The organism is Petrotoga sibirica DSM 13575, from assembly GCF_002924625.1.
GTDB classification, from domain to species: domain Bacteria; phylum Thermotogota; class Thermotogae; order Petrotogales; family Petrotogaceae; genus Petrotoga; species Petrotoga sibirica.
In genome coordinates, this window is record NZ_JAHC01000008.1 from 1 (window position 1) to 22967 (window position 22967).

The 22967-nt window shown below is 33.9% G+C and carries 24 protein-coding genes, 2 tRNA genes and 1 pseudogene; 19 read left to right on the plus strand and 8 right to left on the minus strand.

The window, feature by feature from the left end; all coding sequences use genetic code 11:
• Together AA80_RS01995 and AA80_RS02000 are read left to right on the plus strand one after the other, a co-directional pair.
• Positions 1-388, plus strand: a 388-nt coding sequence (locus AA80_RS01995; protein WP_169960594.1) for a substrate-binding domain-containing protein, incomplete at its 5' end; no start/stop codon positions are given.
• Positions 389-397: 9 nt separating this feature from the next.
• The gene (locus AA80_RS02000; protein WP_103876195.1) at positions 398-1567 is read left to right on the plus strand and encodes a sn-glycerol-1-phosphate dehydrogenase; all 1170 of its coding nucleotides are present in this window, start codon (positions 398-400) and stop codon (positions 1565-1567) included.
• A gap of 110 nt (positions 1568-1677) precedes the next feature.
• On the opposite strand, the gene AA80_RS02005 is transcribed toward AA80_RS02000, so the two are convergent.
• Positions 1678-2061, minus strand: a complete 384-nt coding sequence (locus tag AA80_RS02005) for a RidA family protein (protein ID WP_103876196.1) — start codon at positions 2059-2061, stop codon at positions 1678-1680.
• Between the two features lie 62 nt (positions 2062-2123).
• Positions 2124-3037: pseudogene (locus tag AA80_RS10430) on the minus strand (beta-eliminating lyase-related protein).
• A 274-nt stretch (positions 3038-3311) separates the two neighbouring features.
• Here AA80_RS10430 and AA80_RS02015 point away from each other — a divergent pair.
• From AA80_RS02015 to AA80_RS02025, 3 genes are read left to right on the plus strand one after another with little or no spacing between them, the layout of a single operon-like run.
• A complete protein-coding gene (locus AA80_RS02015; protein WP_103876197.1) occupies positions 3312-4223 on the plus strand; it encodes an RluA family pseudouridine synthase in 912 nt (303 codons plus the stop codon).
• Between the two features lie 11 nt (positions 4224-4234).
• A complete protein-coding gene (locus AA80_RS02020; RefSeq protein WP_134080045.1) occupies positions 4235-5629 on the plus strand; it encodes a DUF5693 family protein in 1395 nt (464 codons plus the stop codon).
• On the plus strand, positions 5626-6063 hold the full coding sequence (locus AA80_RS02025; RefSeq protein ID WP_103876199.1) for a hypothetical protein: 438 nt from the start codon (positions 5626-5628) through the stop codon (positions 6061-6063). Before AA80_RS02020 ends, AA80_RS02025 begins: the two co-directional genes overlap by 4 nt.
• Positions 6064-6101: 38 nt before the next feature.
• Here the strand turns inward: AA80_RS02025 and AA80_RS02030 are convergent, their stop codons facing one another.
• Complete coding sequence (locus tag AA80_RS02030) at positions 6102-7307, minus strand: pyridoxal phosphate-dependent aminotransferase (protein ID WP_103876200.1); 1206 nt, start codon at positions 7305-7307, stop codon at positions 6102-6104.
• Between the two features lie 384 nt (positions 7308-7691).
• On the opposite strand from AA80_RS02030, the gene AA80_RS02035 reads away from it, so the two are divergent.
• A complete protein-coding gene (locus tag AA80_RS02035) occupies positions 7692-8474 on the plus strand; it encodes an ECF transporter S component (protein WP_199177818.1) in 783 nt (260 codons plus the stop codon).
• A gap of 55 nt (positions 8475-8529) precedes the next feature.
• Here the strand turns inward: AA80_RS02035 and AA80_RS02040 are convergent, their stop codons facing one another.
• Positions 8530-9144 (minus strand): superoxide dismutase, encoded by a 615-nt coding sequence (locus AA80_RS02040; protein ID WP_103876201.1) that lies wholly within the window; start codon positions 9142-9144, stop codon positions 8530-8532.
• A gap of 187 nt (positions 9145-9331) precedes the next feature.
• Between AA80_RS02040 and AA80_RS02045 the strand changes: the two genes are divergently transcribed.
• From AA80_RS02045 to AA80_RS02055, 3 genes are all read left to right on the plus strand, one after another.
• Positions 9332-10501, plus strand: coding sequence for a metallophosphoesterase (locus AA80_RS02045; protein WP_103876202.1), 1170 nt, complete (start codon positions 9332-9334; stop codon positions 10499-10501).
• A 143-nt stretch (positions 10502-10644) separates the two neighbouring features.
• A complete protein-coding gene (gene ppdK, locus AA80_RS02050) occupies positions 10645-13305 on the plus strand; it encodes a pyruvate, phosphate dikinase (protein WP_103876203.1) in 2661 nt (886 codons plus the stop codon).
• A gap of 182 nt (positions 13306-13487) precedes the next feature.
• Positions 13488-14435 carry a methylenetetrahydrofolate reductase gene (locus tag AA80_RS02055; RefSeq protein ID WP_103876204.1) on the plus strand — a complete coding sequence of 316 codons (948 nt, stop codon included), beginning with the start codon at positions 13488-13490 and terminating at the stop codon, positions 14433-14435.
• 36 nt (positions 14436-14471) lie between these two features.
• On the opposite strand, the gene AA80_RS02060 is transcribed toward AA80_RS02055, so the two are convergent.
• Positions 14472-14547 (minus strand) — tRNA-Trp (locus AA80_RS02060).
• Positions 14548-14828: 281 nt separating this feature from the next.
• Here AA80_RS02060 and ffh point away from each other — a divergent pair.
• From ffh to lepB, 8 genes are all read left to right on the plus strand, one after another.
• Positions 14829-16148 (plus strand): signal recognition particle protein, encoded by a 1320-nt coding sequence (gene ffh, locus AA80_RS02065; protein ID WP_103876205.1) that lies wholly within the window; start codon positions 14829-14831, stop codon positions 16146-16148.
• A 38-nt stretch (positions 16149-16186) separates the two neighbouring features.
• Positions 16187-16522: a 30S ribosomal protein S16 gene (gene rpsP, locus AA80_RS02070; RefSeq protein WP_103066150.1), complete on the plus strand. Its 336-nt coding sequence runs from the start codon at positions 16187-16189 to the stop codon at positions 16520-16522.
• A complete protein-coding gene (locus AA80_RS02075) occupies positions 16519-16749 on the plus strand; it encodes a KH domain-containing protein (RefSeq protein ID WP_103066151.1) in 231 nt (76 codons plus the stop codon). The genes rpsP and AA80_RS02075 overlap by 4 nt, the downstream gene beginning before the upstream one ends.
• The gene (rimM, locus tag AA80_RS02080) at positions 16746-17312 is read left to right on the plus strand and encodes a ribosome maturation factor RimM (RefSeq protein WP_103876206.1); all 567 of its coding nucleotides are present in this window, start codon (positions 16746-16748) and stop codon (positions 17310-17312) included. Before AA80_RS02075 ends, rimM begins: the two co-directional genes overlap by 4 nt.
• Complete coding sequence (trmD, locus tag AA80_RS02085; RefSeq protein WP_103876207.1) at positions 17290-18081, plus strand: tRNA (guanosine(37)-N1)-methyltransferase TrmD; 792 nt, start codon at positions 17290-17292, stop codon at positions 18079-18081. The genes rimM and trmD overlap by 23 nt, the downstream gene beginning before the upstream one ends.
• Complete coding sequence (locus AA80_RS02090) at positions 18074-18640, plus strand: RNA methyltransferase (protein ID WP_103876208.1); 567 nt, start codon at positions 18074-18076, stop codon at positions 18638-18640. The genes trmD and AA80_RS02090 overlap by 8 nt, the downstream gene beginning before the upstream one ends.
• Positions 18641-18742: 102 nt before the next feature.
• Positions 18743-19102, plus strand: coding sequence for a 50S ribosomal protein L19 (gene rplS, locus AA80_RS02095; protein WP_103876209.1), 360 nt, complete (start codon positions 18743-18745; stop codon positions 19100-19102).
• Positions 19103-19107: 5 nt separating this feature from the next.
• On the plus strand, positions 19108-20073 hold the full coding sequence (lepB, locus tag AA80_RS02100) for a signal peptidase I (RefSeq protein WP_103066321.1): 966 nt from the start codon (positions 19108-19110) through the stop codon (positions 20071-20073).
• Positions 20074-20122: 49 nt separating this feature from the next.
• Here lepB and AA80_RS02105 read toward each other — a convergent pair.
• Positions 20123-20210, minus strand: a tRNA-Ser gene (locus AA80_RS02105).
• 60 nt (positions 20211-20270) lie between these two features.
• Between AA80_RS02105 and rsmG the strand changes: the two genes are divergently transcribed.
• The gene (gene rsmG, locus AA80_RS02110; protein WP_166667790.1) at positions 20271-20948 is read left to right on the plus strand and encodes a 16S rRNA (guanine(527)-N(7))-methyltransferase RsmG; all 678 of its coding nucleotides are present in this window, start codon (positions 20271-20273) and stop codon (positions 20946-20948) included.
• Entirely contained in the window at positions 20945-21724 is a 780-nt protein-coding gene (locus AA80_RS02115) for a lipoate--protein ligase family protein (protein ID WP_103066157.1), read from the plus strand. Before rsmG ends, AA80_RS02115 begins: the two co-directional genes overlap by 4 nt.
• On the opposite strand, the gene AA80_RS02120 is transcribed toward AA80_RS02115, so the two are convergent.
• On the minus strand, positions 21699-21980 hold the full coding sequence (locus AA80_RS02120; protein WP_103066158.1) for a hypothetical protein: 282 nt from the start codon (positions 21978-21980) through the stop codon (positions 21699-21701). The genes AA80_RS02115 and AA80_RS02120 overlap by 26 nt on opposite strands.
• The gene (locus AA80_RS02125; protein ID WP_103066159.1) at positions 21981-22967 is read right to left on the minus strand and encodes a flagellar basal body P-ring protein FlgI; all 987 of its coding nucleotides are present in this window, start codon (positions 22965-22967) and stop codon (positions 21981-21983) included.

The following is a 22967-nucleotide window of genomic DNA, read 5'->3' on the forward strand; positions in this document are numbered from 1 at the left end:
TGTCAAGTACCTCATCAACCAGTTTTATTATACAGCCGAAACATCCGACGAAGTTTTCAATTTAATTATGTCACTTTTGAGCCTTCCAAAAAACAATATACCCACTGCTATTTTTTGTTCAAACGATTTGGTAGCTATGCAAGTGATAATGGCAGCAAAAAAATTGAATCTTGATATACCAAACGATATTTCGTTAATAGGTTTTGATGACGCAGATTTTGCACAAGCGCTTGAAATTTCTACTTTTAGGCATCCAAAACAGCAATTTGGTGAAAAAGCTGCTCAAATGCTGCTTAAAATGATTGAGGAAAATAACAATGGAAAACCAGAAAAAATTGTCGAAAAAGCCGAGTTCATAGAAAGAAATAGCCTTATTCAAAAAAAGTGAGGAAAAAAGATGTGCGATCTTTTGAATCTTAAAATAGAGCAAATGGCTGGTTTGAATTTCAAATGTGAATGTGGAAGAACTCATAAGGTAGATATTGAAAAAATAATTGTAAAAAGTAATGTTTTGAACGATAAAAATAGTTTTATAGATATTATTGACTCTAAAAATTTATTTGTTGTTGCTGATAAAAATACCTATAAGAGTTTTGGAAAAGAACTAAGTACACTCTTAAAAAGAGAAAATTATCAAATAACTGAGTTTATTTTTCATAACGAAGATCATTTGATCCCAAATGAAAAAAGCGTTGGAAGATTATTGATAGAAATTCCTAAGAATGCATCGTTAATAATTGGTGTTGGTTCTGGAACTATAAACGATCTATGTAGATTTTTAAGTTACAAATTCAATATTCCTTATATAATCTTTGCAACCGCTCCTTCAATGGACGGATATGCTTCAATGGTCTCCCCTTTAATTGTAGAAGGTTTTAAAAGAACGTATGAAGCAACTTATGCAAAAGCAATAGTAGTGGATACACAAGTTTTAAAAAATGCACCTTTAGAAATGATTCATGCAGGATTCGGAGACATTCTTGGAAAGTTTACTTCTTTGACGGATTGGAAACTTTCTAAATTAATCAACAATGAATATTATTGTGAAAATACTGTTGAATTTGTAGAAAAAGCAAGGGATCTTTGCGTAAAAAATGCAGAGAAAATAAGTCAAAGAAGCGAAGAAGTTACTAAACAAATAATGGAAGCGTTAATTATCTCTGGAATAGCCATAGGATTTGTAGGTTACTCAAGGCCTGCATCGGGGGCGGAGCATCACCTAGCTCATTATTGGGAAATGGATGCTATATCAAAAAATATATCCTATCCTTTACATGGAAATTCTGTTGGAGTAGGAACGGTTGTTGTTTCGATGATCTATCAATTAATGAAAGATAAACTTCCTAAAGAATTAATACCGCCAGATCCTGAGTACTTAATTTCAATTCACAAAAAGGTAGGTTCTATATATAACCCAAAAGAATTAGGTATTCCAAAAGACGTCTTTCAAGAAAGTATCATACATGCCAGAGAAATCAGAAATAGATACACTATTCTTCAATTAGCTCATGAGTTTAACTTTTTAGAAAAGATTTCAACGATTCTTACAGAAAAATTTTATGGTTAATTTTTTAACTATTATAATTTGCTCCCCTCAGGTAGACAAATTTAACAATAAAAATCTGCCTACTAAATAGGGGAGATTTTTAAAGATACTTTTGATCGAAGTAATATTTACTAATCAGTGGAGGCAATTGCCTCAATTTCAATTTTGACATCTTTGGGCAGTCGAGCTACTTCCACAGCACTACGGGCGGGATAGGGTTCTGTAAAGAATTCATGATAGACTTCGTTTATTGCTGCCATTTCATTCATATCCTTTAAAAAGAGGGTGCATTTAACTATGTTATCCATACTTAAACCCGCTTCTTCCAGGATTTTTTTAATGTTTGTTAAAGACTGCCTGGTTTGGTCCTTAATATCATCACTTACTAGTTTCCCTTCAGCTGTGAAAGGAATTTGACCACTTGTTATAATCAGATTTCCAACTTTAATAGCTTGAGAATAAGGACCAATTGCCGAAGGGGCATTTTTTGTCTTGATCTTTATTTTTTTACTCATTTTTTTCCAACCTCCTGATGTTATAAAATTGTTCTCTTTAGAATTTCTGCAATCATGCCGCTTTATTCTACTGGTTTTAACCTGCCAGTGAAATGCCTAAGGATTTCGGGTTCATATGTGAATTCTAATCCTTTGAGTGAGGTAGATATATCTTTTACAGCTAACAATCCTTCAGCAACGTAATCAAGGTGTGTGTAAGTATAGACTCTTCTTGGGATGGCTAATCTCAAGAATTCAAAAGGAGATTCAAGTTGTTCACCAGTCTGAGGATCACGCCCCATCATTAATGATCCAACTTCTACACCACGAACTCCAGATTCTAAATAAAGTGCGTTCGCCAATGCTTGAGCTGGAAATTGGTAATAAGGTATATGAGGAAGCATCTTTTTAACATCCACAAAAACAGCGTGTCCTCCAGCTGGATATTGAATTGGTACTCCACCCTCTCTTAACCTATCTCCCAAGTATTTTACTTGTTTTATTCTATAATCCAAATAATCAAATTGAATTCCTTCTTTTAAACCTCTTGCCATGACTTCCATATCTCGCCCAGCTAAACCACCATATGTAGGGAATCCTCGTGTGCCCTAGTTGTATCAAAATGCATGTTACTCAAAACATATTGACCAGGTTTTTTAATTAAAAGGGGGAATAAAACCTGTTCTGCTCCTCTTCCTTGATGAGTGGGTACAAAATAGTTGTAATCAAAGATTTCTTTACTTGTTTCCCATAAATGGTAGAAACTCTTACTTCCCGCGTAAGATTCATCTCCCAACATCAATCCTGACCATTGATTATCGCTCATCGCTCCAGTACCGCTGTCGGTCAACAAATCAATGTAGACTTCTTCTGATTTCAATGCAAATAAATTATAGCCCGTCCTTTTTAAGGCTTCTTCTCTTTCTTTTCTAGAAATTTTTTTGATGGGTTCCACCATCTTGATCTTGAAAGGTTCCGGGTCAGCTTTTTTACCCATTTTTCTCCCCCTATTAAGTATTTGAGGCTTTTTTTGTTAATTTTCTGAAAAAGAACTGAATATTTCATCACCTTTTAGAAGTTGATTTATTGTGACACCACTCTTATTATGCCGAGTCAATTCAACAAAGTCAAGTTATATTAAAATTTTTTAAGTAATACAAAAAGACAAGAAAAAACAAAAAGATGATATAATTAAGAAAGCAAATGATTTGCTTAAAAGTATTCTCTTTTTTTCAGCAAGGAGGTTAATTTAAGGGGAGGCTCATTTAAGGTTGGAAAAAGAAGCAACAGTTAACGAAAAGAATTATTATTCTAGGTTAGACACGTTTATAAGAAAAAATTATCCCGAAATAAAGTTGGGTGCTATTTACAGTTTAATTAGAAAAGGCTTTGTTAAAGTCAATGAAAAGAGGGTTAAGAAGAACAATTATATTTTAGAAATAGGAGATATCGTCAAAATTATTCTGGATGAAGATAAATTAGAAGAACTATCCAGACCTGCTCAACCTTCTTTAAAGGCAAGACCAGTCTCTTTTGATATTATCTATGAAGATAAAGATCTACTAGTGATAAATAAACCTGCCAAAGTATCTGTACATCCGGGATCTAAAGAAGAAATGGCAACGATAATTGAGGGAGTGATCCACTACTCACGTGGTGAATTTGAGCCTCACTTGGTACATCGTTTAGACAAATTAACGTCTGGGGTAATGGTTGTGGCAAAAAACAAGCAGACAGCTCGTGAGTTGACAGAGTTAATCAAAAGTAGAGAAACAAAAAAATATTACTTAACTTTATTAGTAGGAAATTTAAATAAAAAAAGCGGAGAATTAGTATCTATGGTCTATGGGAAAGCAGCCCGGTTAAAATATAATCTTAAGAAAAAATTCGATTTATTTGGGGATAAATATTCTCTGGTAGAGATTGAATTATACACAGGCAGAAAACATCAAATAAGAGTACAATTCGCTGATTTAGGTTTTCCCATTGCTGGGGATGATAATCACGGAGATAAAAAGCGGAACAAACTTTTAAGAAAAAATTATGGTTTAAAAAGAATTTTTCTTCATGCTAGTAAGATTTCTTTTGATTATAATAATCACCATTACGATTTTTCTGCACCATTGAGTGAAGATCTTCAAATTGTATTGGACAAATTGGAGAAGAGCACAAAGAGGAATTGAGGGAACCAAAAATGAACAAAATAAGAAAGCCGATAATTTTTATTACCTTATTCGGCTCTTTGATTTTCTTCTTTTACGCATTTTATATTGATTATCAAAATTCTAAAAATTATTCTATAATGCCTACAGAAGATCAACTGAATTCTGTACAGAAAAATGGCTATAATTTCCAGATTTATAACAATTATGCCATATTAAAAGATTTTGAATCTCAGGGCTTCCAAGAAGATCAATCTTTTTTAAGAGCATTATCAAACCGATACGATTACGTACTAGTCGTCGAATTTTCTGATTTTGATAAGTATTTTACTGAAATAAAAGATAAGTTAGATAAAGACATTCTAAATAATATGAGATATGTACATTACATCAAACCTGGAGAAATAGATAAATTTGACGATCAAATGATAGTTCAAAGATTTCATAGGGCCTTGAAAGAAAGAAAGATTAGATACTTTTTGTTCCCTGATCATCCGAGGACTCCAGAGCTAATAAGATTAGTTCAAAAAGATTTAGGAACCCCCGTTACAATCGATTCAATTAAGTACTATTCTCCCACGGTTGTCGTGCCATGGATAGGTTTTGGGCTCATCACAATGAATTTATTTGTATATGTACCTCTTTTTGCTATCTTATATATTTTAGCTTTTTTCTTTTTATACAATTGGTCTTTCACGTTGGCAGTAACTTTGTTTTCAATCATCATCTTTTTTAGGATTTCTAAAAATAACCTCCTAAAAATAATTGGATACGCTTTATTGTTTGGAGCTTTAGTATATATGAGCGCTTACAACTCTTTATTTATCTTCAAGCTTAATAACGTTAGAGGGATCAAAGTCCTACTTTTAGTTTTGCCTTTGTTAGTACTGTTAAAAGCGTTTATGGATTTTACCGGTTTTAGATTTAGTAGATTTAATATTGTAGAATCCTTTAAGAAGATCAGAGAGTTTAAATTTAACAAGTCAGATATCTTATTACTTATTTTTGTTGCATTTGCTGGGGTTATATACGTAGTAAGAAGCTCAAATTGGGCTTTTGTTACAAATTTCGAAAGAAGGGCTAGGGATGCATTGGAACGGGCCTTTATAGCCAGACCACGAACAAAAGAACTTATTTCGTATTTGTTTTATTACACAACTCCTCTTTCAGGTAGAAGGTTTATATGGGACTTTTTTAAGGCTTTACTACCGGTATCTATACTTGACACTTTTTTACATATACACACACCGTTGAATTTAAGTGTTTTAAGAACGATTAACGGCTTTTTAGTTTCTCTTTTGCTTTTGTTAGTTGTAATATTGATAGAGAACCTGTATAGGAAGTTTACAAATTCAGACCAAGAACCACAAAAACAAGAAGAAAATATTAGCCAAGAAATTTCAACCACAGAGGAGGGGATAGAATGAATAACCTGAAAGTTTTTTTAAGAAGCATAGCAATTATTGGAAGTATCGTTGTAGCAGGACTTTCTGTCTACTTGTTTTATCTTGAAAGTGTCAACCAAAGGCTTTTTGAGTATTTTAATTTTTCGGATTTTTTAACCTTTCTTTTTATAGGTTTATTTGTCGGATTGGTAGGAGGTTTAATATTTTTTTATTTTCTACTTCTATTTAACAAAAAATACGGTATGACGTTTTCGATCATATTACTTAGTGTGCTTTGTGTTTTGTCTATCGTCATATACTCTTCGATGATTTTAAGCGTTATTTTTATTGCCAACCTTATTGGATTATCTTTGGTAATATATTTCACAAGACAGAAGCCAAAAAACAAAAAATACGTTAAACCCTCAGCCTCCAAAACTGCCAAAAAACAAACCGACAAAAATTCAGAAAATTAACTTAAAGGCGCCGTAAATTAACACGACGCCTATTGATATCATTTATCTTTTATTTTTCTCTCATTGTAAACTGTCACAGCTTCTTTTAGAATATTACAAGCCTTTCTTAACTCTTCGCTGTTCAATACATAAGCGATTCTTATTTCTTTCTTGCCCGCACCAGGTGTAGCATAAAAACCAGATAATGGTGAAACCATAACAGTTTCTCGATTCACATCGAAGTCTGTAAGCATCCACTTGATGAACTCTTCAGAATCATCAATCGGTAGTTTAACGGAGAGATAAAATGAACCGTGGGGTTTCTTGCAAACAGCTCCTTCGATCTTTTTTATCTCTTCGTATGCAGCATCCCTTCTTTTTTGATACTCTAAAGCAACGCCTTGATGATAATCTTTCCCCAAATCCTTGAGCAACCCTAAAACACCAAATTGTGCCATTAAAGGTGGAGATAATCGGGATTGAGCAAATTTCATTACTTGTTCTAGAAGTTTCTTGTTTTTAGTGGCAAAAACTCCAATTCTTGCTCCACAAGCGCTGTACCTTTTCGATACGCTGTCGATTAAAATGAATCTGTCTTTGTCTTCAAAATCCATGACGGATACATGCTTAGTTCCATCAAAAGTGAATTCTTTATATACCTCATCTGATATTACAAATATGTCTTTTTCTTTTGCAAAGTCAACGATTCTTTTTACTTCATCGTAACTGTACACAGCTCCTGTCGGATTTGAAGGATTTGAAAAGATTATTGCCTTAACGTTTTCGGTGTAAGCCTTTTCGAATTCTTCTATACTCGGGACAGCGTAGCCGGTTTCCGGATCTGATTTTACTGGGCAAAGTTTTACATTTAACATCTCTGCAAAACCTTTATAATTAGCATAAAAAGGCTCTATAACCATTACTTCATCCCCTGGATCAGAAACAGATGCCAAAGCGAAAATTGCTGCCTCGCTTCCCCCTGTAGTGACGATCAACTCCTGGGGATCAAAGTCTATATCCCATAACTTATAATAATCGGAAAAAGCCTCACGTAACTCTAATAGACCTGCAGAATGGCTGTAATAAACTACTTCGGATGAGTACTTTTTTATACCTTCGAAGAATGCCTTAGGTGTTTCAATATCAGGTTGACCTATGTTTAAAAGGTAAACTTTTTTACCTTCTTGCTTTGCCCTTTCTGCGTAAGGAACTAACTTTCTAATAGGAGAAAATTGTGTATTTAAAACTCTTTGAGATATTTTCATATCTTCCCCTCCTCATTCTCATTTTTACCATCTTCTGAGACTCGCTTCCCTTCGCCCCTCAGCCCGCCCTTTTTGGGAAGAGATCTGTGGCCCCCTTAGACCCTGTTCTCCAACCATAAGGATAAAGTATCAATTTATTTTCTGGCAATACTTATTATAATTTAATTAAACTAAAAAGTCAAAGGTCGTCAGAGCTAATTATAAATGATTATAGCCTTTTATAGACAATTATTCAAATAATGAAAAAAATTTCATAGAAAATATTTTCTAATTAACGAAAGATATATTTGAACTGTTGCATTCAAAGAGTAGATGTTGTATAATTAAGTGAAAAATACAGCCTTTAGTTTATTATTGGATCTCTACTTAGAGGAGGGATTTATATTGAAGACGAAAGATGTTGCAATTTCTGGTATAATGATTGCGTTAGTTTTTGTTTTAACCTTTGCTATAAAAGTTCCTGTGCCGTTCACAAGGGGCTACGTACATTTGGGAGACAGCATGATATTCATTTCAGCAATTTTGTTCGGTAGAAGGGTTGGAACCTTGGCAGGAGGATTGGGTTCGGCTTTGGCAGATTTGGTTGGGGGTTATGCTTATTGGGCTATACCCACTTTGATTATAAAGTCCGTTATGGGGGCTTTAGTCGGTTGGGTTTCTGATAGTTATAGAAACAAATATTCGGGCAAAAAAGAACTTACGATCTTTCTCTCAAGTATAGGTATATGGTTGGCTTTTTCCTTAACTCTTTCCTTGTTCTTAAAAAACTTGATAGCGAATTTAACGACGTCTCCTTTGACTAACAATCTAATGAATGAATTGGGATACGAGAGTATAGAAGAATTAGAAAATTTTTTATTAAACGCTAGAGGGTTAATCAACATTATTCTTTTAGCAATACCAATAGCCCTAATACTAATTTCATTGTTCCTTAGGGGGAAGGGGTCAACACTTTTCAGACTGGGTAATTCGATGGGAAGTATGATAGCCGGTTTATGGATGGTTATAGGATACTTTTTTGCAGGTAGAATTATAGTTGGTAATTGGGTGATGCCTATTTTTGAGGTACCTTGGAACGTTTTACAATTCACTGTAGGAATTCTCGTTGCATATATAGTGTTATTCGGTCTACAAAAAACAAAACTTTTTGAAAACTCTCAAAAGTAAAAAAGCAATCTCGGTTGCACAAGCAACCGAGATCTTTTTATTTTACTATTATTATTTATTTGACCAACATTTCATATCTTTTATTGACTTCTTCCCAATTAACTATGTTCCACCAAGCTTGTATGTACTCGGGCCTTCTATTTTGATATTTTAAATAATAACCGTGTTCCCAAACATCCAAACCTAACAAAGGTTTCAAACTGTATGTAATAGGATTATCTTGATTTGGGGTGGATAAAATCGAAAGATGTCCGTAGTTATCTAATACTAACCAAGCCCATCCGCTCCCAAATCTTGTTGCTGCAGCATTCGAAAATTCTTCTTTAAACTTATCGAAGCTTCCGAAGGTCTTATTAATATTTTCAGCTAACTTTCCAGAAGGTTTACCACCACCGTTGGGTCCCATTATTGTCCAAAATATAGAATGATTGTAATGCCCGCCTCCGTTATTCCTTACTGTTGTTCTAATATCTGCTGGTATATTGTCTAAATCCTTGAGAATGTCTTCTATACTTTTGCTTGCCCATTCAGGATATTTTTCTAAGGCAGCATTTAAATTTTTAACGTAACCTCCATGATGCTTAGTGTGGTGAATCTCCATTGTTGTGGCATCTATGTAAGGTTCTAAAGCATCGTAGGGATAACTTAATTTTGGTAATTCAAAAGCCATAATTACACCTCCATAATTTGATTTAATATCCGATAATTTTTGTCGTATTTAAATTATACCACACATCTTCTCATTATGCAAGTCCAATTTGATATTTATATATTTTTAATAAATCTTATAAAAAGAGGAAAATGTATGTGTTATAATTACCTTCGGGATTTTGAAAAAATCTGCTGGAGGAAACCAAATGAAGGTTTTTCTAAGTGATTTACACATCGGTTTAGGTAACGAATCCGATGACTTTATATACGACAACAGACTAATCAAGTTACTGCGTGATTTTGAAGGAGAAAACAATGAGTTATTTATCGTTGGAGATTTTTTTGAGTTATCTAATTTAATCAATGATGGTCTCATGGTGGATACAGCTTCTGAATATGCAGAAAAATTCGACCCGTCTTTAATAGATGAAATATTCACCAGTCATGAAAAGCTAATTGAAGAGTTTCGAAAATTTTCAAACAAAAATAAAATTTATTATATCGCAGGTAACCATGATTATTACATTCTTTTGAATCAAAAAATAAATGAAAAGATCAAAGAAGCATTCGAGAATTGTGAAATTTTACCCTATTATTATGATCCAAGCTTAAGATTATTTGTAATACACGGTAATCAGTTCGATATAGTCAACAGATTGAGCAAAGATAAAGATGGAAATCTTATTCCACCCTTTGCTGAGTACATGAATAAATACATGAATTATAATTTTGGAAAAGTCGCTGGGGAAATTCTACCTGCAGAACTTTATTCAGATTATCAAAATATTTATCCTCAGTTGGATGTTTTCAAATGGCTGGATATTATAAAGGAAAAATATGATTTAAAATATAATTTAAAAAACAAATGGATCGAAACTTTTACGCAACTAATTAAAACTCCTCAGGTAAAAAAATGGATGAAAATAAACTTTCCAGGCGTAAATATTCTATCCAATATATTTATAAATAACTTAGGGGGCATGAAGTTAGGTGAAGCTATAGTTAGGGTAGGAATGTTCTTCAGAAGTATGAGAAATTCGAATTCTCTTTTAATGAAGGCAGAAGAACTTTTAAACGATAAATTCTATATACCGAAAGAATATCTTATTGGGTTTTATGATCAAGATATTTCTTTTGCAAAGGGAGAAGTAAAGGGAATAGTTATGGGTCATAATCATAGAGCATCGTTTAATATTATAAAAAACGGAGGACCAAAAGAAGTTTATATTAATACTGGAACATGGAAATTCATGGTAAATAGAAATTTTGGAATAAATAGAAATGAGTTCATCAAAAAAAAGTTGATTTCCTATCTATTGATAGACGATTCAAACAAGTCTATGAATTTTAAATTAGTTAGAGAAGAAGCATTTTAAATTATTAAAATTGTATGTTAAATTTTACCCAAATGAGAAATAGAAAAAAAGTAATTAGAATATAATTAAACAAAGTGTGATGATTTAAACACTCTTTTTTTGTAATTATAATTCTTTCATAAAAATAGCTAGGAGGGAAACAGATGGGAAAAAAGTATGTATACGTGTGGAATAAAAACCGAGTAGAAGGTAACTCGAAAATGAAAGACATTCTTGGTGGAAAAGGTGCCAATTTAGCAGAAATGGCATCTTTAGGTTTACCTGTACCTCCAGGTTTCACTATTTCAACGGAAGTATGTAAGTATTATTGGGATAATGGCAGAAAATTCCCAGAAGATCTTAAATCTATTGTTGAAGAAGCCATGACAGAGCTTGAAAATGTTACTGGCAAAAAATTCGGTGACAACAAAAATCCTCTTTTGGTTTCAGTCAGGTCAGGTGCCGCTGTTTCTATGCCCGGAATGATGGATACTATATTGAATTTAGGTCTTAACGATGAATCAGTCGAGGGATTGGCCAAACTAACTAACAACGAAAGATTTGCTTGGGATTCTTATAGAAGATTTATCCAAATGTTTGGTGATGTTGCTTTAGGTATCGACCATGAAAAATTCGAAGAAGCCCTTAATGAAGTTAAAAGAGAAAAAGGCGTAAAACAAGATTTAGAATTAGATGCTAACGATCTCAAAAAAGTTGTTGAATTATACAAAAAGCTGTACAAAGAAGAAGGGAAAGAGTTCCCACAAGATCCTATGAAACAGCTTTGGATTGCTATTGAAGCAGTTTTTGGAAGTTGGAACAATCCAAGGGCTATAAAGTATAGACAAATTAATGAAATGGATAAACAGGGGCTTTTAGGAACTGCCGTAAATGTAGTTGCTATGGTTTTTGGTAACATGGGAGAAGACAGCGGAACTGGTGTGGCTTTCACAAGAGATCCAAATACTGGTGAAAAGAAATATTACGGTGAATTTCTTACCAACGCACAAGGGGAAGATGTCGTTGCTGGTATAAGAACTCCAAAAAGTTTGGATGAGTTAAAGAGCATCAATCCTAAAACATATAACCAGTTACTTGAGCTTATGGATAAATTAGAGAAACATTTTAGAGATATGCAAGACATAGAATTTACTGTTGAAAAAGGACAATTATATATGCTCCAAACAAGAAATGGGAAGAGAACTGCAGCTGCAGCTGTTAAGATTGCAGTAGATATGGTAAAAGAAGGCCTCATAAACAAAGAAGAAGCAGTGATGAGAGTCAAACCGGCAGATATAGAAAAGTTATTACACCCTCTTTTTGATCCTGAAGAATTAAAAAATGCCCAATACATTGGTAAAGGATTACCCGCATCTCCTGGTGCTGCTACTGGGAAGATTGTTTTTAGCGCAGACGATGCTGAAAAGCTGGCAAAAGATGGTGAAAAAGTAATTCTCGCTAGACCCGAAACATCTCCAGAAGATGTTGGCGGTATGAACGTTGCAGAAGGAATATTAACATCACGTGGAGGAATGACTTCTCATGCTGCCGTAGTTGCCAGAGGAATGGGTAAAACAGCTGTTGTTGGAGCAGAAGACATAGTCATTGATTTAAAAAATAAAGTTATAAAATCTAATGGAGTCGAATTAAAGGAAGGCGATTGGATTTCCATCGATGGAAACGAAGGAAAAGTTTACGCTGGAAAGATCAAAACAGTTAGACCCGAAGGATTAGCAGGGGATATTTCAGAATTGCTTGAGTACGCAGATGAAGTTTCAGTTTTAGGGGTCAGAGCAAACGCAGATATCCCAAGAGATGCGAAAGTTGCAAGGGAGTTTGGAGCTCAAGGAATTGGACTTTGTAGAACAGAACACATGTTCTTTGGACCAGAAAGAATAAACAAGATGAGAACCATGATTGTCTCAAAAACAGAAGAGCAAAGAAAAGCAGCTTTAGAAGAGCTTTTACCATTTCAAAGATCAGACTTCAAAGGATTATTTGAAGAGATGGAAGGATTTTCTGTTACAATAAGGCTTTTGGATCCCCCTCTTCATGAATTTGTTCCAGAAAGCGACGAACAAATAAAAGAAGTGGCAGAAATGATTGGAATTAGTGAAGATGAATTAAGGAGTACAGTTAAAGATTTAGAAGAATTCAACCCAATGATGGGTCATAGAGGCGTGAGATTAGCTATCACTTACCCGGAAATAGCAGAGATGCAAACAAAAGCTATAATCTTGGCTGCTATAGACATGATAAAAGAAGGTAAAAGGGTACAACCCGAAATAATGATCCCATTAGTTGGAAATGTTAAAGAGCTTACCATCCTCAAAGAATCTATCAAGCAGATCGCTGACGAATTAATAAAAGAAAACAACGTAGACTTAGAATACAAAATTGGAACGATGATCGAAGTTCCCAGGGCCTGTGTGGTTGCCGATCAAATTGGTGCAGAGGCTGATTTCTTTAGCTTTGGTACCAACGATCTTACACAACTTGGTTTAGGTTTTTCAAGGGATGATTATGGAAAATTCATTGGAGATTATATTGAAAAAGGTATCTACGAAAAAGACCCATTCCAACAAATCGATAGAGAAGGCGTTGGAAGATTAATAAAACTTGCTTTGGATGGTGGAAGATCCGCAAATCCAAAATTAAAGGTAGGAATATGCGGAGAACACGGTGGAGATCCTGATTCCATTGAGTTTGCACACTTGGTGGGGCTGGACTACGTTAGCTGTTCTCCATACAGAGTACCAGTCGCTAGATTAGCAGCTGCACAAGCAGCGGTAAATTATAAGAGAGGTAAAACAGTTAATTATTAATCAATGGGTAAGAAAATCAGCAATAATAAGAGTTCTAAAAGTAAATGTTGATTTTATAATAGTTACAGGGTGGAGATCTCTCCACCCTTTTTGTTATACTGCTTATTAACTGTTGACACTTTCTTGCCAATATGTTAAAATCGAACAAATGTTTTATTATATCTTTTCCGGGGTGATCCATAATGAAAATAATAGATTTAATTAAACAATCTATTAAACCCATACTTTCTTTCGAAATTATCCCACCCAATGTTGGTGAAAGCATTGATCCAATATTTAATGTGGTGGATAATTTAATCGACTTTTCTCCTAAATTTATCAATGTTACTAAGCATGCCAACGAAATTGAATATGTTGAAGAAAACGGGGAAATTATAAAAATCATCAAAAAGAAGAGACCTGGAACCGTTGGGGTAAGTGCCTCCATAAAGCATAGGTATGATATCGAAGTAGTTCCTCATCTAATATGTACAGGCTTTAATAAATATCAAATAGAAGACATTCTAATAGACCTAAATTATCTGAGGATAGAAAACATATTCGTCGTAAGAGGGGATAAGAAAAGATACACATGGAAAGAAACAGATGAATACGAACATGCAACTCAATTAGTTGAGCAGGTAACAAATATGAACAAAGGTATATACACTTGCCCGACAAAAGAACATAATCCCACAAATTTCTGCATTGGCGTTGCTGGATACCCGGAAAAACATTTTGAATCTCCAAACTTGGAAAAAGATTTGGACTATTTAAAATTAAAGGTTGATATAGGGGCAGAATTTATCATAACTCAAATGTTTTTTGACATTGAGTATTACAAAAACTTCGTTAATAAAGTTCGAGAACTCGGTATAGAAGTCCCAATAATCCCAGGCATCAAACCGTTGGGAAGCAAAAAAACACTATACAACATTCCTAAAACTTTTCATGTTAATATACCCAAAACCATCGTGGAAGAGTTTGAAGACGCAAAATCATTCCAAGATGAATATATTATTGGGGTAAGGCACGGAATAAAATTGATTGAACAACTTTTAGAATTGCGAGTCCCCGGCATACATCTTTTTACGATGGGGAAAGGAAAGATAGTAAAAGACATTTTAAGTGCATTTAAGGGAATTTTTTAGAATTTCGATGGATAGGAAGCGGAGGAGGGGAAAAAATGGCACGCCCGGAGGGAATCGAACCCCCAACCTGCGGTTTTGGAGACCGCCGCTCTGCCAGTTGAGCTACAGGCGTATTGCTTCAATATTATAACATAAAAGTAGACAACTATCAAGCATCATTTTCTTTAAATTAGAGTGAATTGATTTGTTAACAATAATGTGATAAGCTTATGAATAGAGAAATACAACGCGCATATTAAAATAAGGGTTCTTCTATTTATATTATAAAAAAATTCATGTAATAGTAACTTTAAATTATACCTCGTCTTCTACTTTTTTCATACTTTTTACCAAATTTCTTTCTTTTTATAGTATACTAAGGAAGGATTATTTAAGTGGTGGGGTGAGCAAATAATGTTTGAAAACTTACAAAAAAAGCTGACAGGAGTCTTCAAGAACCTATCGGGTAAAGGAAAATTATCAGAAAAAAATATAAAAGATGCTGTTAGAGAAGTGAAACTTTCTCTGTTGGAAGCGGACGTTCATTATAAAGTGGTAAAAGAACTGATTGACAGAGTCAAGGAAGAAGCAATTGGATCTAAAGTTCTCGAAAGCTTAACTCCTGATCAAGAATTCATCAGAATAGTTAGAGACGATTTAATAGAATTGATGGGCGGTAAAGAAAACAATAAGATTACTATTTCTCGTAATCCAGGTTTCATTATGCTTACGGGTTTGCAAGGAAGCGGTAAAACAACAACTGCTGCTAAGTTAGCAAATTTCTATAAGAAAAAAGGGAAAAACCCTTTGTTGGTTGCTGCCGATACTTACAGACCAGCTGCTATTGATCAACTTGTACAGTTGGGTGAGGACATTGGTATTCCCGTTTTTACTGGTGACAGAGTAAACGATTTGAAAATTGTAGAAGAAAGTAAAAAGTATGCAGAGAAGCTTTTGTATGATATTGTTATCGTAGATACCGCAGGGCGTTTGCACATAGATGAAAAGATGATGGAAGAGTTAGAAAATATAAAAAAGTTAATCAATCCGGATGAAATTTTGATGGTCGTCGATTCAATGGTTGGTCAAGATGCAGTTAATTCAGCAAAAGAATTTAACGATAAATTGGATCTTTCCGGTTTTGTTGTTTCAAAACTCGACGGTGATTCTCGAGGTGGAGTCATCATTTCTATTAGGTATATAACGGGGAAACCTGTTAAGTTAGTTGGTGTTGGTGAGAAGATTGATGATTTGGAAGAGTTTTACCCAGATAGATATGTTGGAAGAATTTTAGGAATGGGAGATGTACTTTCTTTCATAGATAAGGTAGAAAAAGACATAGATAAAAAGAAAGCAGAAGAAGATGCAGAAAGGTTTATGGATGGAAAGTTCGATTTAAAAGATTTCCTCGAACAAATTCGACAAATAAGAAAATTAGGCCCTCTCAGTAATCTTTTAGAAATGGTTCCTGGTGTTCCAAAGGAACAAGTGGATGTAACCAAAGGTGAACAAGAATTAAAAAAATTCGAAGCAATAATAAATTCAATGACCCCAAAAGAACGTAAAAACACCAGAATACTAACTTATTCAAGAAAACAACGAATAGCAAAGGGAAGTGGAACAACTCTTCAAGATATCAATAGACTTTTGAAGTCGTACGATCAGTTGAAAAAGGCTATGAAGCAAATGAAAAAATTTAAAGGCAGAAAACTCATAAATAATCTACCTTTTTAAAAAACCAATAGTAATTAAAAATATATGGAGGTGTGTTAATGGTAAAAATCAGATTGAACAGGATGGGAAGGAGACATCAACCGTTTTATAGAATAGTTATCGTAGATTCCAGAAATAAAAGAAGCGGAAAATATATAGAATCAATCGGATACTATGATCCACTAAATAACTCAAACCAGTATAAAGTGGACGAAGATAAGGCTTTAGATTGGTTATTGAAGGGTGCTCAACCCACAGACACTGCTAGAAGAATTCTTAGAAAAATGGGTGTTATGAAAAGATATGACGAAATAAAATTTCGAGCCAGAAGAGAAAATGATGTCAAAGAATCCGAAAAAATAGTAGAACCGGAAGGAGAAGAAGTTAAAGAATGAAGACTCTTCTTTTAGACATTTTGAACAACATAGTTAAACATCCAGATGAAATAAAGATCGTGGAGTCAAACGAAGAAAAAAACGTAATATTTGAAATATATGCCAACTCTGAAGATGTAGGGCAAATAATTGGAAAAGACGGAAGAACTATTAAATCTATAAACATTCTTTTAAATGCTGCGAAAAAAGACCCTGACAAGAAATTTATTCTAAAAGTAATTAGGTGAGTGAATTGAACAGTTTATCCAATCTTTTGGACAACAAAATCTCCGTGGCAAAAATCGTTAATAGCCATGGAGTACATGGAGAGGTAAAAGTAGTACCTTTTACCAATATAAAAAGTGTAATAACAAACTTAGAAGAAGTTCTTTTGTACAATACCTCAACCAGAAATTTTTTCTTCACTAAAGTATTACAAGTCAAACCATTAAACAGATTTTTTGTTTTGAACTTACGAGGAATAGTCAATATGGACGAAGCTAAAAAAATGATCGGATATGAAGTTTTTATCGATAAGAAAGATCTTCCCCCTCTTAAAAGTGACGAATATTATTGGTATGAGATTCTAAGTTCTGATGTTTATTATGAAAATGGGGAATACGTTGGAAAAGTAGAAGAAATAATACAAACAGGTGCAAACGATGTTATCTCCATAAAAAATATTGAAGATGATAAAGAAGTTCTCATACCAATGACAGATCATTACATTGTTGAATTAAAAAAAGAAGATAAAAGTATTATAGTAAAAAAAATAGAGTGGTACGAAAATGGAACAAATCAAACGGATTAAAATTAGTGTTTTGACTATTTTCCCTGGTATGTTTGATATTATTAGAAACTATGGAGTAATAAAAAAAGCTATAGAAAAAAAATTAGTCGAAATAGATATACTCAATTTAAGAGATTACACAACTGATAAACACAAAGTAACTGATAAACCTGGTTACGGTGGAGAAAATGGAATGGTTATGTTGGTAGAACCTTTTTATCGTTTTTACGATGAATACATCCTATCCAAGAACCACAAACCTTATATAGTTTTACCTTCTCCCCAAGGCGAAGTATTTAATAACGATTTAGCTTTTGAGTTAGCAAAAAAAGGAGAATTAGTTTTTTTATGTGGAAGATACGAAGGAATAGATGAAAGGGTTAAAAAGATAGTTGACAAAGAAGTTTCAATAGGAGATTACGTTTTAACGGGTGGCGAAATCCCTACCATGGTTATTATCGAAACTCTTTTAAGATTTTTGCCCGGAGTAATAGGTTCAAAAACAAGCGTAGAAAACGATTCCTTTTACAATGGATTATTAGATTATTCACACTACACCAAACCTCAGGAATTTAGAGGCATGAAAGTGCCAGAAATCTTGTTAAGCGGTGATCATGAACGTATTAGAATCTTTAGAAAAAAAGACAGTTTATTAAAAACAATAATTAAAAGGCCAGATCTATTCATAAAGAAAGAATTAAATGAAGAAGAAAAAAAGATTTTAGTAGACATTGTTCAAGAAATGTTTAACAAAAACTCTAATGATTTTAAGGAGTCCCAAGATGTTTGATAAACTGTATGTGGCCTTGATTCACTATCCTATTCTGAAAAAAGATGGTACTATTGTTTCAACAGCCATTACAAATTTTGATGTTCATGATATTTCAAGAACCTGCAAAACTTATAACGTAAAAAACTATTTCTTAGTAACCAATTTACCTGCTCAACGAAAGATTGTAGAAAAGGTTTTAGATTACTGGCTCAACGGATATGGAGGAGAATTTAATCCCAACAGAAAAGAAGCTCTTGAAATATTTAAAATAAAAAATTACTTGGAGGACGTTATCGAAGAAATAGAAAAAAAAGAAGGAGAACGTCCAAAGATAGTTTTCACTTCTGCCAAAGCAAGAAATAATGTAGTCTCTTTTGAGGAACTAAAGGATAAGATAAAAAATTCTGACCATCCATTTTTAATTCTTTTTGGAACCGGTTGGGGAATGCCAGAAGAAATTAGAGAAATTTCTGATTACGATTTAGAACCTATTAGAGCTAAAGGAAAGTTCAACCATCTCTCTGTAAGGGCGGCGGTTGCAATAACGCTTGATAGATTAATAGGTGAAATCGATTGATTTCTGGACTCTTCTGTTGAAGAGATTTTGGAGCGGGGTGAAGGGGCGCTAAATGAAGTTTCTAAAGATACTACGAAAAATAATATTTGGGAGGTTTTAAAAATGGACAAAATCATAAATGCAGTAGAAACAAATTATAAAAAAGAAGAAATTCCTGAAATTAGACCGGGAGATACTGTAAGAGTCAACGTAAAAGTTGTGGAAGGAGAAGGCCAAAGAAAAAGAGAAAGAATCCAACCTTTTGAAGGAATAGTAATAAAAATAAGGGGTGCTGGCCTTGGACGTTCTTTCACTGTTAGGAAAATAGGAGCAGATAGAGTAGGTGTTGAAAGAATCTTTCCCTTTCATTCTCCATCTATAAGCAGCGTAGAAGTCTTGAAGAAAGGGAAAGTTAGAAGGGCTAAACTTTATTACCTCAGAGATGTTAAAGGGAAGATAAAGATTAAAGAGAGGAAGGATTGAGCCTTTTGAAAGAGGCTACTAAGAAGAAAATTAAAGATGAGACCTTGGATTGGATTTATGCTATAATATATGCACTGATATTCGGAACCATTATCAGATTGTACGTGTTTGAGACAATGATGGTTCCCACCCCTTCCATGGTTCCAACTATCCAGGTATACGACAGGTTATTTGTAGAAAAAGTTACGTATGAATTTGCTGAACCAAATAGAGGCTCGATAGTTGTTTTTTGGACACCATTCGTGGACATTAGGGCGCAACAGCAGTTACGTGCCTTTGATAGGTTTATGGATTTTTTTGCTCCAGCAAAATTTGAAGGCCATGTAAAATATGTGAAGAGATTAGTTGGTAAACCAGGCGATACCTTGAGATTGGTACCGGTTGGAGAAACCTTCTGGGAAGACATTAAAAATGATGAAATCCAAAATATTCCCAATTGGCTGAATTCTATCATTAATTATTACGAAAGTATAGATTACATCCCACCCGAGATAAAAAATAAGGTTTCAAGATTAGAAATAAATGGTGAAATACTTCCTGAATTTGAAAATATTTACTATTTAAGAGATGCAATATTTGAAGATCCTAAATTTTTTGATTATATAGCTTATCCGGAGAAATACAGTTACCAAATTGCCACGTCCGATTTATTTTTCATGTATATTGATAACTTTACAGGTAGGTTGATACCAGCCAAACCAACTATTGAATGGTACAAACAAATGAGAGACACACTTTTGTTTACTGACTTTTATGAAAGCGAGCTTTCAAAATTGGATTTACCTACTTTAATATATAAAGATGAAGAAGGTCTTGTTAATGTGAAAATTCCAGAAGGATACTATTTCTTCATGGGTGATAATACATTGGAAAGTCAAGATAGCCGTTTTTTTGGATTTGTTCCTATTGAAAACGTTATTGGAACAACTTTTTTAAGAATTTATCCATTTGACAGGTTTGGAAAGATATAGCTAACCTTATCAAAAAAACCGCCTTCTGGCGGTTTTTTAAGTTTAAAAATGGCGGAGACGGTGGGACTCGAACCCACACGGGGTGTAACCCCATCGGTTTTCAAGACCGACGCCTTAGCCAATTAGGCTACGTCTCCACCAATACGAACGAAATGTCCAATCCAAAGGAATTATACCATATAAGGAGCGTTTTGTCAATGAAAGCTTCAGATGAAAAGGCTAAAAAAATTAATAAATATATCAATATGTTAGTTAACTACCCGGTTAATTTGACCGCATATCAAAACAAAAAAGATGCCTATGAAAACCTTATTTTAGACAGTATAATTCCTATTGAATCAGAGAACAGCTTTTTAATCTCAAAAAAGATCGTAGACATAGGAACCGGAGGAGGTATACCTGGCCTAGCTTGGGCTATATACTTCCCGGAAAAAGAATTTTACCTAGTAGATAGCGTATCAAAAAAGATTCAAGCTTTGAAAATTTTTATAAGAGAGTTAAAATTAACTAACGTTTATTTGTTCTGTGAAAGAGCGGAAGATTTTGCTAAAACCCATAGAGAATTTTTTGACTTTGCCACATGCAAAGCGTTAGCCAGAAGTGATATCGCATTAGAATATTTGGCCCCCCTAGTGAAAGTAAATAGCTTTATATCCCTATTCAAAGGCCCATCTTATTTCAAAAATGAGATGGAATATACACGAAACGTGCTGAAAAAGCTAAATATTGCAGAGTTCAAAGAAATTGAATACGAAATTGGAGAAGATAAGAAGAAAAGGTATATGATACTTTTTAAAAAAATTGGAACTACACCTCAAAAATATCCAAGGCAAGTAGGTATTCCAAAAAAATTCCCTTTAGGAGAAACCAAATGATCAAAATTATTGTTGATAAGCCTTATGAAGGCTGGATGAATATGGCATTAGACATATCAATAGCCAAACTCAGTGCAATAAGAAAAATTTCCACATTAAGGATATACCAATGGAAAGACCCCACCTTATCCCTTGGCAAACATCAAAAAACAGACAACCTAAACTGGGAGTTTATAAATAGTAACAATATCTCTGTTGTAAGAAGGCCCTCAGGTGGGAGAGCGGTTTTACACAATAATGAAATAACCTATTCTTTTTCAACCTTTATTAACAACGAAAACTTACCAAATAATCTACTTGCAAGCTACTTGAAAATCTCTCAAGCGCTGGTAAGATCACTACACGAATTAGGAATTGAAGCGGATCTTGAAAGTTCAAAAAAAGAAGGTGTAACTAAGGATCTTTGCTATGATGCACCCTCATTTTATGAAGTGAAAGTTAATGGAAAGAAACTAATTGGAAGCGCACAATACAGAACGGCAAATTTCATTCTTCAACATGGTTCAATTCCAATTAAGCATGACTATGAAACCTACATTAACTCTTTTAAATACTCTCATACTGATTGGATAAAACAGCATTTAATTAGTTCAACCATCGATTTAGAAACAATTTTTAAAAAACCTATTTCAAAGATGGAGATTGTCAAAGCTTTTGAAATAGGTTTTAAGTCGGTTTTCAAAGAAGAAATATCAGAAGGTGTTTTAGAACAAGAGGAAATAATTCTTGCACAAAAAATGAAAAATGATTTTACCGTTCTGGAGGAAATGAACTAACAATTTGATTAACCAAGGGTTTTAAGCTTTGTTGAGTCAATAAATTAGCATATTCAACATTTATCCATTCTTTAATCCACTTTTCTGTATTTGATTCCGGAATTAATTTATCTTCTTTAAACAATTTATCATCTTGGGCAGAGTTCAGTATCTTTGCAAAGATATCTGACACAAAGGCTTCAGTTGCCTCTCTCACGCCTATTTCATTATAATTTATACCTGATACATTAAATGCTGGTCCAATTACGTTAGCCATTTACATCACCACCAAGTCAGCATATATGTAAGCTTTAGCGCTTTGAATAATTGCAATTATATCTTGAGGAGTTGCTCCTGCCGTTTTTAAAGCTGTAATCAAATTCGCAACCGTTGCTGGTTTCCCACTTATTTTCCCGTTTTCAACACTTACACTGAAGTTACCATAACTAACAGTGAAATCAGCTATTCCGACATCTCCTCCAAGAACTATCGTTCCAGTTTTTTCATTGATCACTATCTTGGCTTTTACATCGGGAGTAATCTCTATCTCTTCAATTAAAGCTAAAAAAGATATTATATCATCTTCAAAATATTTTGGAACTTCTACCTTAATTGAAGATGGATCAAGGGCTTTGGCGATTTTTAATGAAAAAGTTGAATTTATTGCGTTAGCAACCCTCGCCGATGTTGTAAAATCTGGTTGTTTCAAGTTGATAGTCACAGTGTCTTCATCTACAATCCGAGCAGGAATTTCTCTCTCTATAATAGCCCCTTCAGGGATATAACCGACTGCTTTATATCTTTGTTGTAGGTTAGATGATGAACGGACATTGGCTCCACCAGTTAAAACATTACCTTGTGCAACAGCATAAACTCTATTATCAGCACCATAAAGAGGCGTTTGCATTAAGACTCCATTTTCAATTGAATCAGAATCACCTATAGCAGCTACAGTAACGTCTAACCTCATACCTTCCTTGTAAAAAGATGGTATATCAGCGAAAACCATAACAAGGGCGGTATTTTCTGTTTCAACATAAGAGGTAAGATTGATGTTAAAGTTGGTCAGCATATTATTTATCATCTCAGAGGGTACATCCCCCGAATCTCCTGTACCATCTAAACCTGTAACTAAACCGATTCCAAATAATTGATTGTCCCTTGCACCTCTGAAATTCGAGATATCTTTTACTCTAACTCCAGCAAAGGCATAACCACTTATAATTAAAATTAATAAAAAGGTGACAAATAAATTTTTTCTCAT

Coding starts and splice junctions, on each gene's coding strand:
- AA80_RS02000 (WP_103876195.1), top strand. CDS start 398: ATGTGCGATCTTTTGAATCTTAAAATAGAGCAAATGGCTGGTTTGAAT.
- AA80_RS02005 (WP_103876196.1), bottom strand. CDS start 2,061: ATGAGTAAAAAAATAAAGATCAAGACAAAAAATGCCCCTTCGGCAATT.
- AA80_RS02020 (WP_134080045.1), top strand. CDS start 4,235: ATGAACAAAATAAGAAAGCCGATAATTTTTATTACCTTATTCGGCTCT.
- AA80_RS02025 (WP_103876199.1), top strand. CDS start 5,626: ATGAATAACCTGAAAGTTTTTTTAAGAAGCATAGCAATTATTGGAAGT.
- AA80_RS02030 (WP_103876200.1), bottom strand. CDS start 7,307: ATGAAAATATCTCAAAGAGTTTTAAATACACAATTTTCTCCTATTAGA.
- AA80_RS02040 (WP_103876201.1), bottom strand. CDS start 9,144: ATGGCTTTTGAATTACCAAAATTAAGTTATCCCTACGATGCTTTAGAA.
- AA80_RS02045 (WP_103876202.1), top strand. CDS start 9,332: ATGAAGGTTTTTCTAAGTGATTTACACATCGGTTTAGGTAACGAATCC.
- ppdK (WP_103876203.1), top strand. CDS start 10,645: ATGGGAAAAAAGTATGTATACGTGTGGAATAAAAACCGAGTAGAAGGT.
- AA80_RS02055 (WP_103876204.1), top strand. CDS start 13,488: ATGAAAATAATAGATTTAATTAAACAATCTATTAAACCCATACTTTCT.
- ffh (WP_103876205.1), top strand. CDS start 14,829: ATGTTTGAAAACTTACAAAAAAAGCTGACAGGAGTCTTCAAGAACCTA.
- rpsP (WP_103066150.1), top strand. CDS start 16,187: ATGGTAAAAATCAGATTGAACAGGATGGGAAGGAGACATCAACCGTTT.
- AA80_RS02075 (WP_103066151.1), top strand. CDS start 16,519: ATGAAGACTCTTCTTTTAGACATTTTGAACAACATAGTTAAACATCCA.
- trmD (WP_103876207.1), top strand. CDS start 17,290: ATGGAACAAATCAAACGGATTAAAATTAGTGTTTTGACTATTTTCCCT.
- AA80_RS02090 (WP_103876208.1), top strand. CDS start 18,074: ATGTTTGATAAACTGTATGTGGCCTTGATTCACTATCCTATTCTGAAA.
- rplS (WP_103876209.1), top strand. CDS start 18,743: ATGGACAAAATCATAAATGCAGTAGAAACAAATTATAAAAAAGAAGAA.
- rsmG (WP_166667790.1), top strand. CDS start 20,271: ATGAAAGCTTCAGATGAAAAGGCTAAAAAAATTAATAAATATATCAAT.
- AA80_RS02115 (WP_103066157.1), top strand. CDS start 20,945: ATGATCAAAATTATTGTTGATAAGCCTTATGAAGGCTGGATGAATATG.
- AA80_RS02120 (WP_103066158.1), bottom strand. CDS start 21,980: ATGGCTAACGTAATTGGACCAGCATTTAATGTATCAGGTATAAATTAT.
- AA80_RS02125 (WP_103066159.1), bottom strand. CDS start 22,967: ATGAGAAAAAATTTATTTGTCACCTTTTTATTAATTTTAATTATAAGT.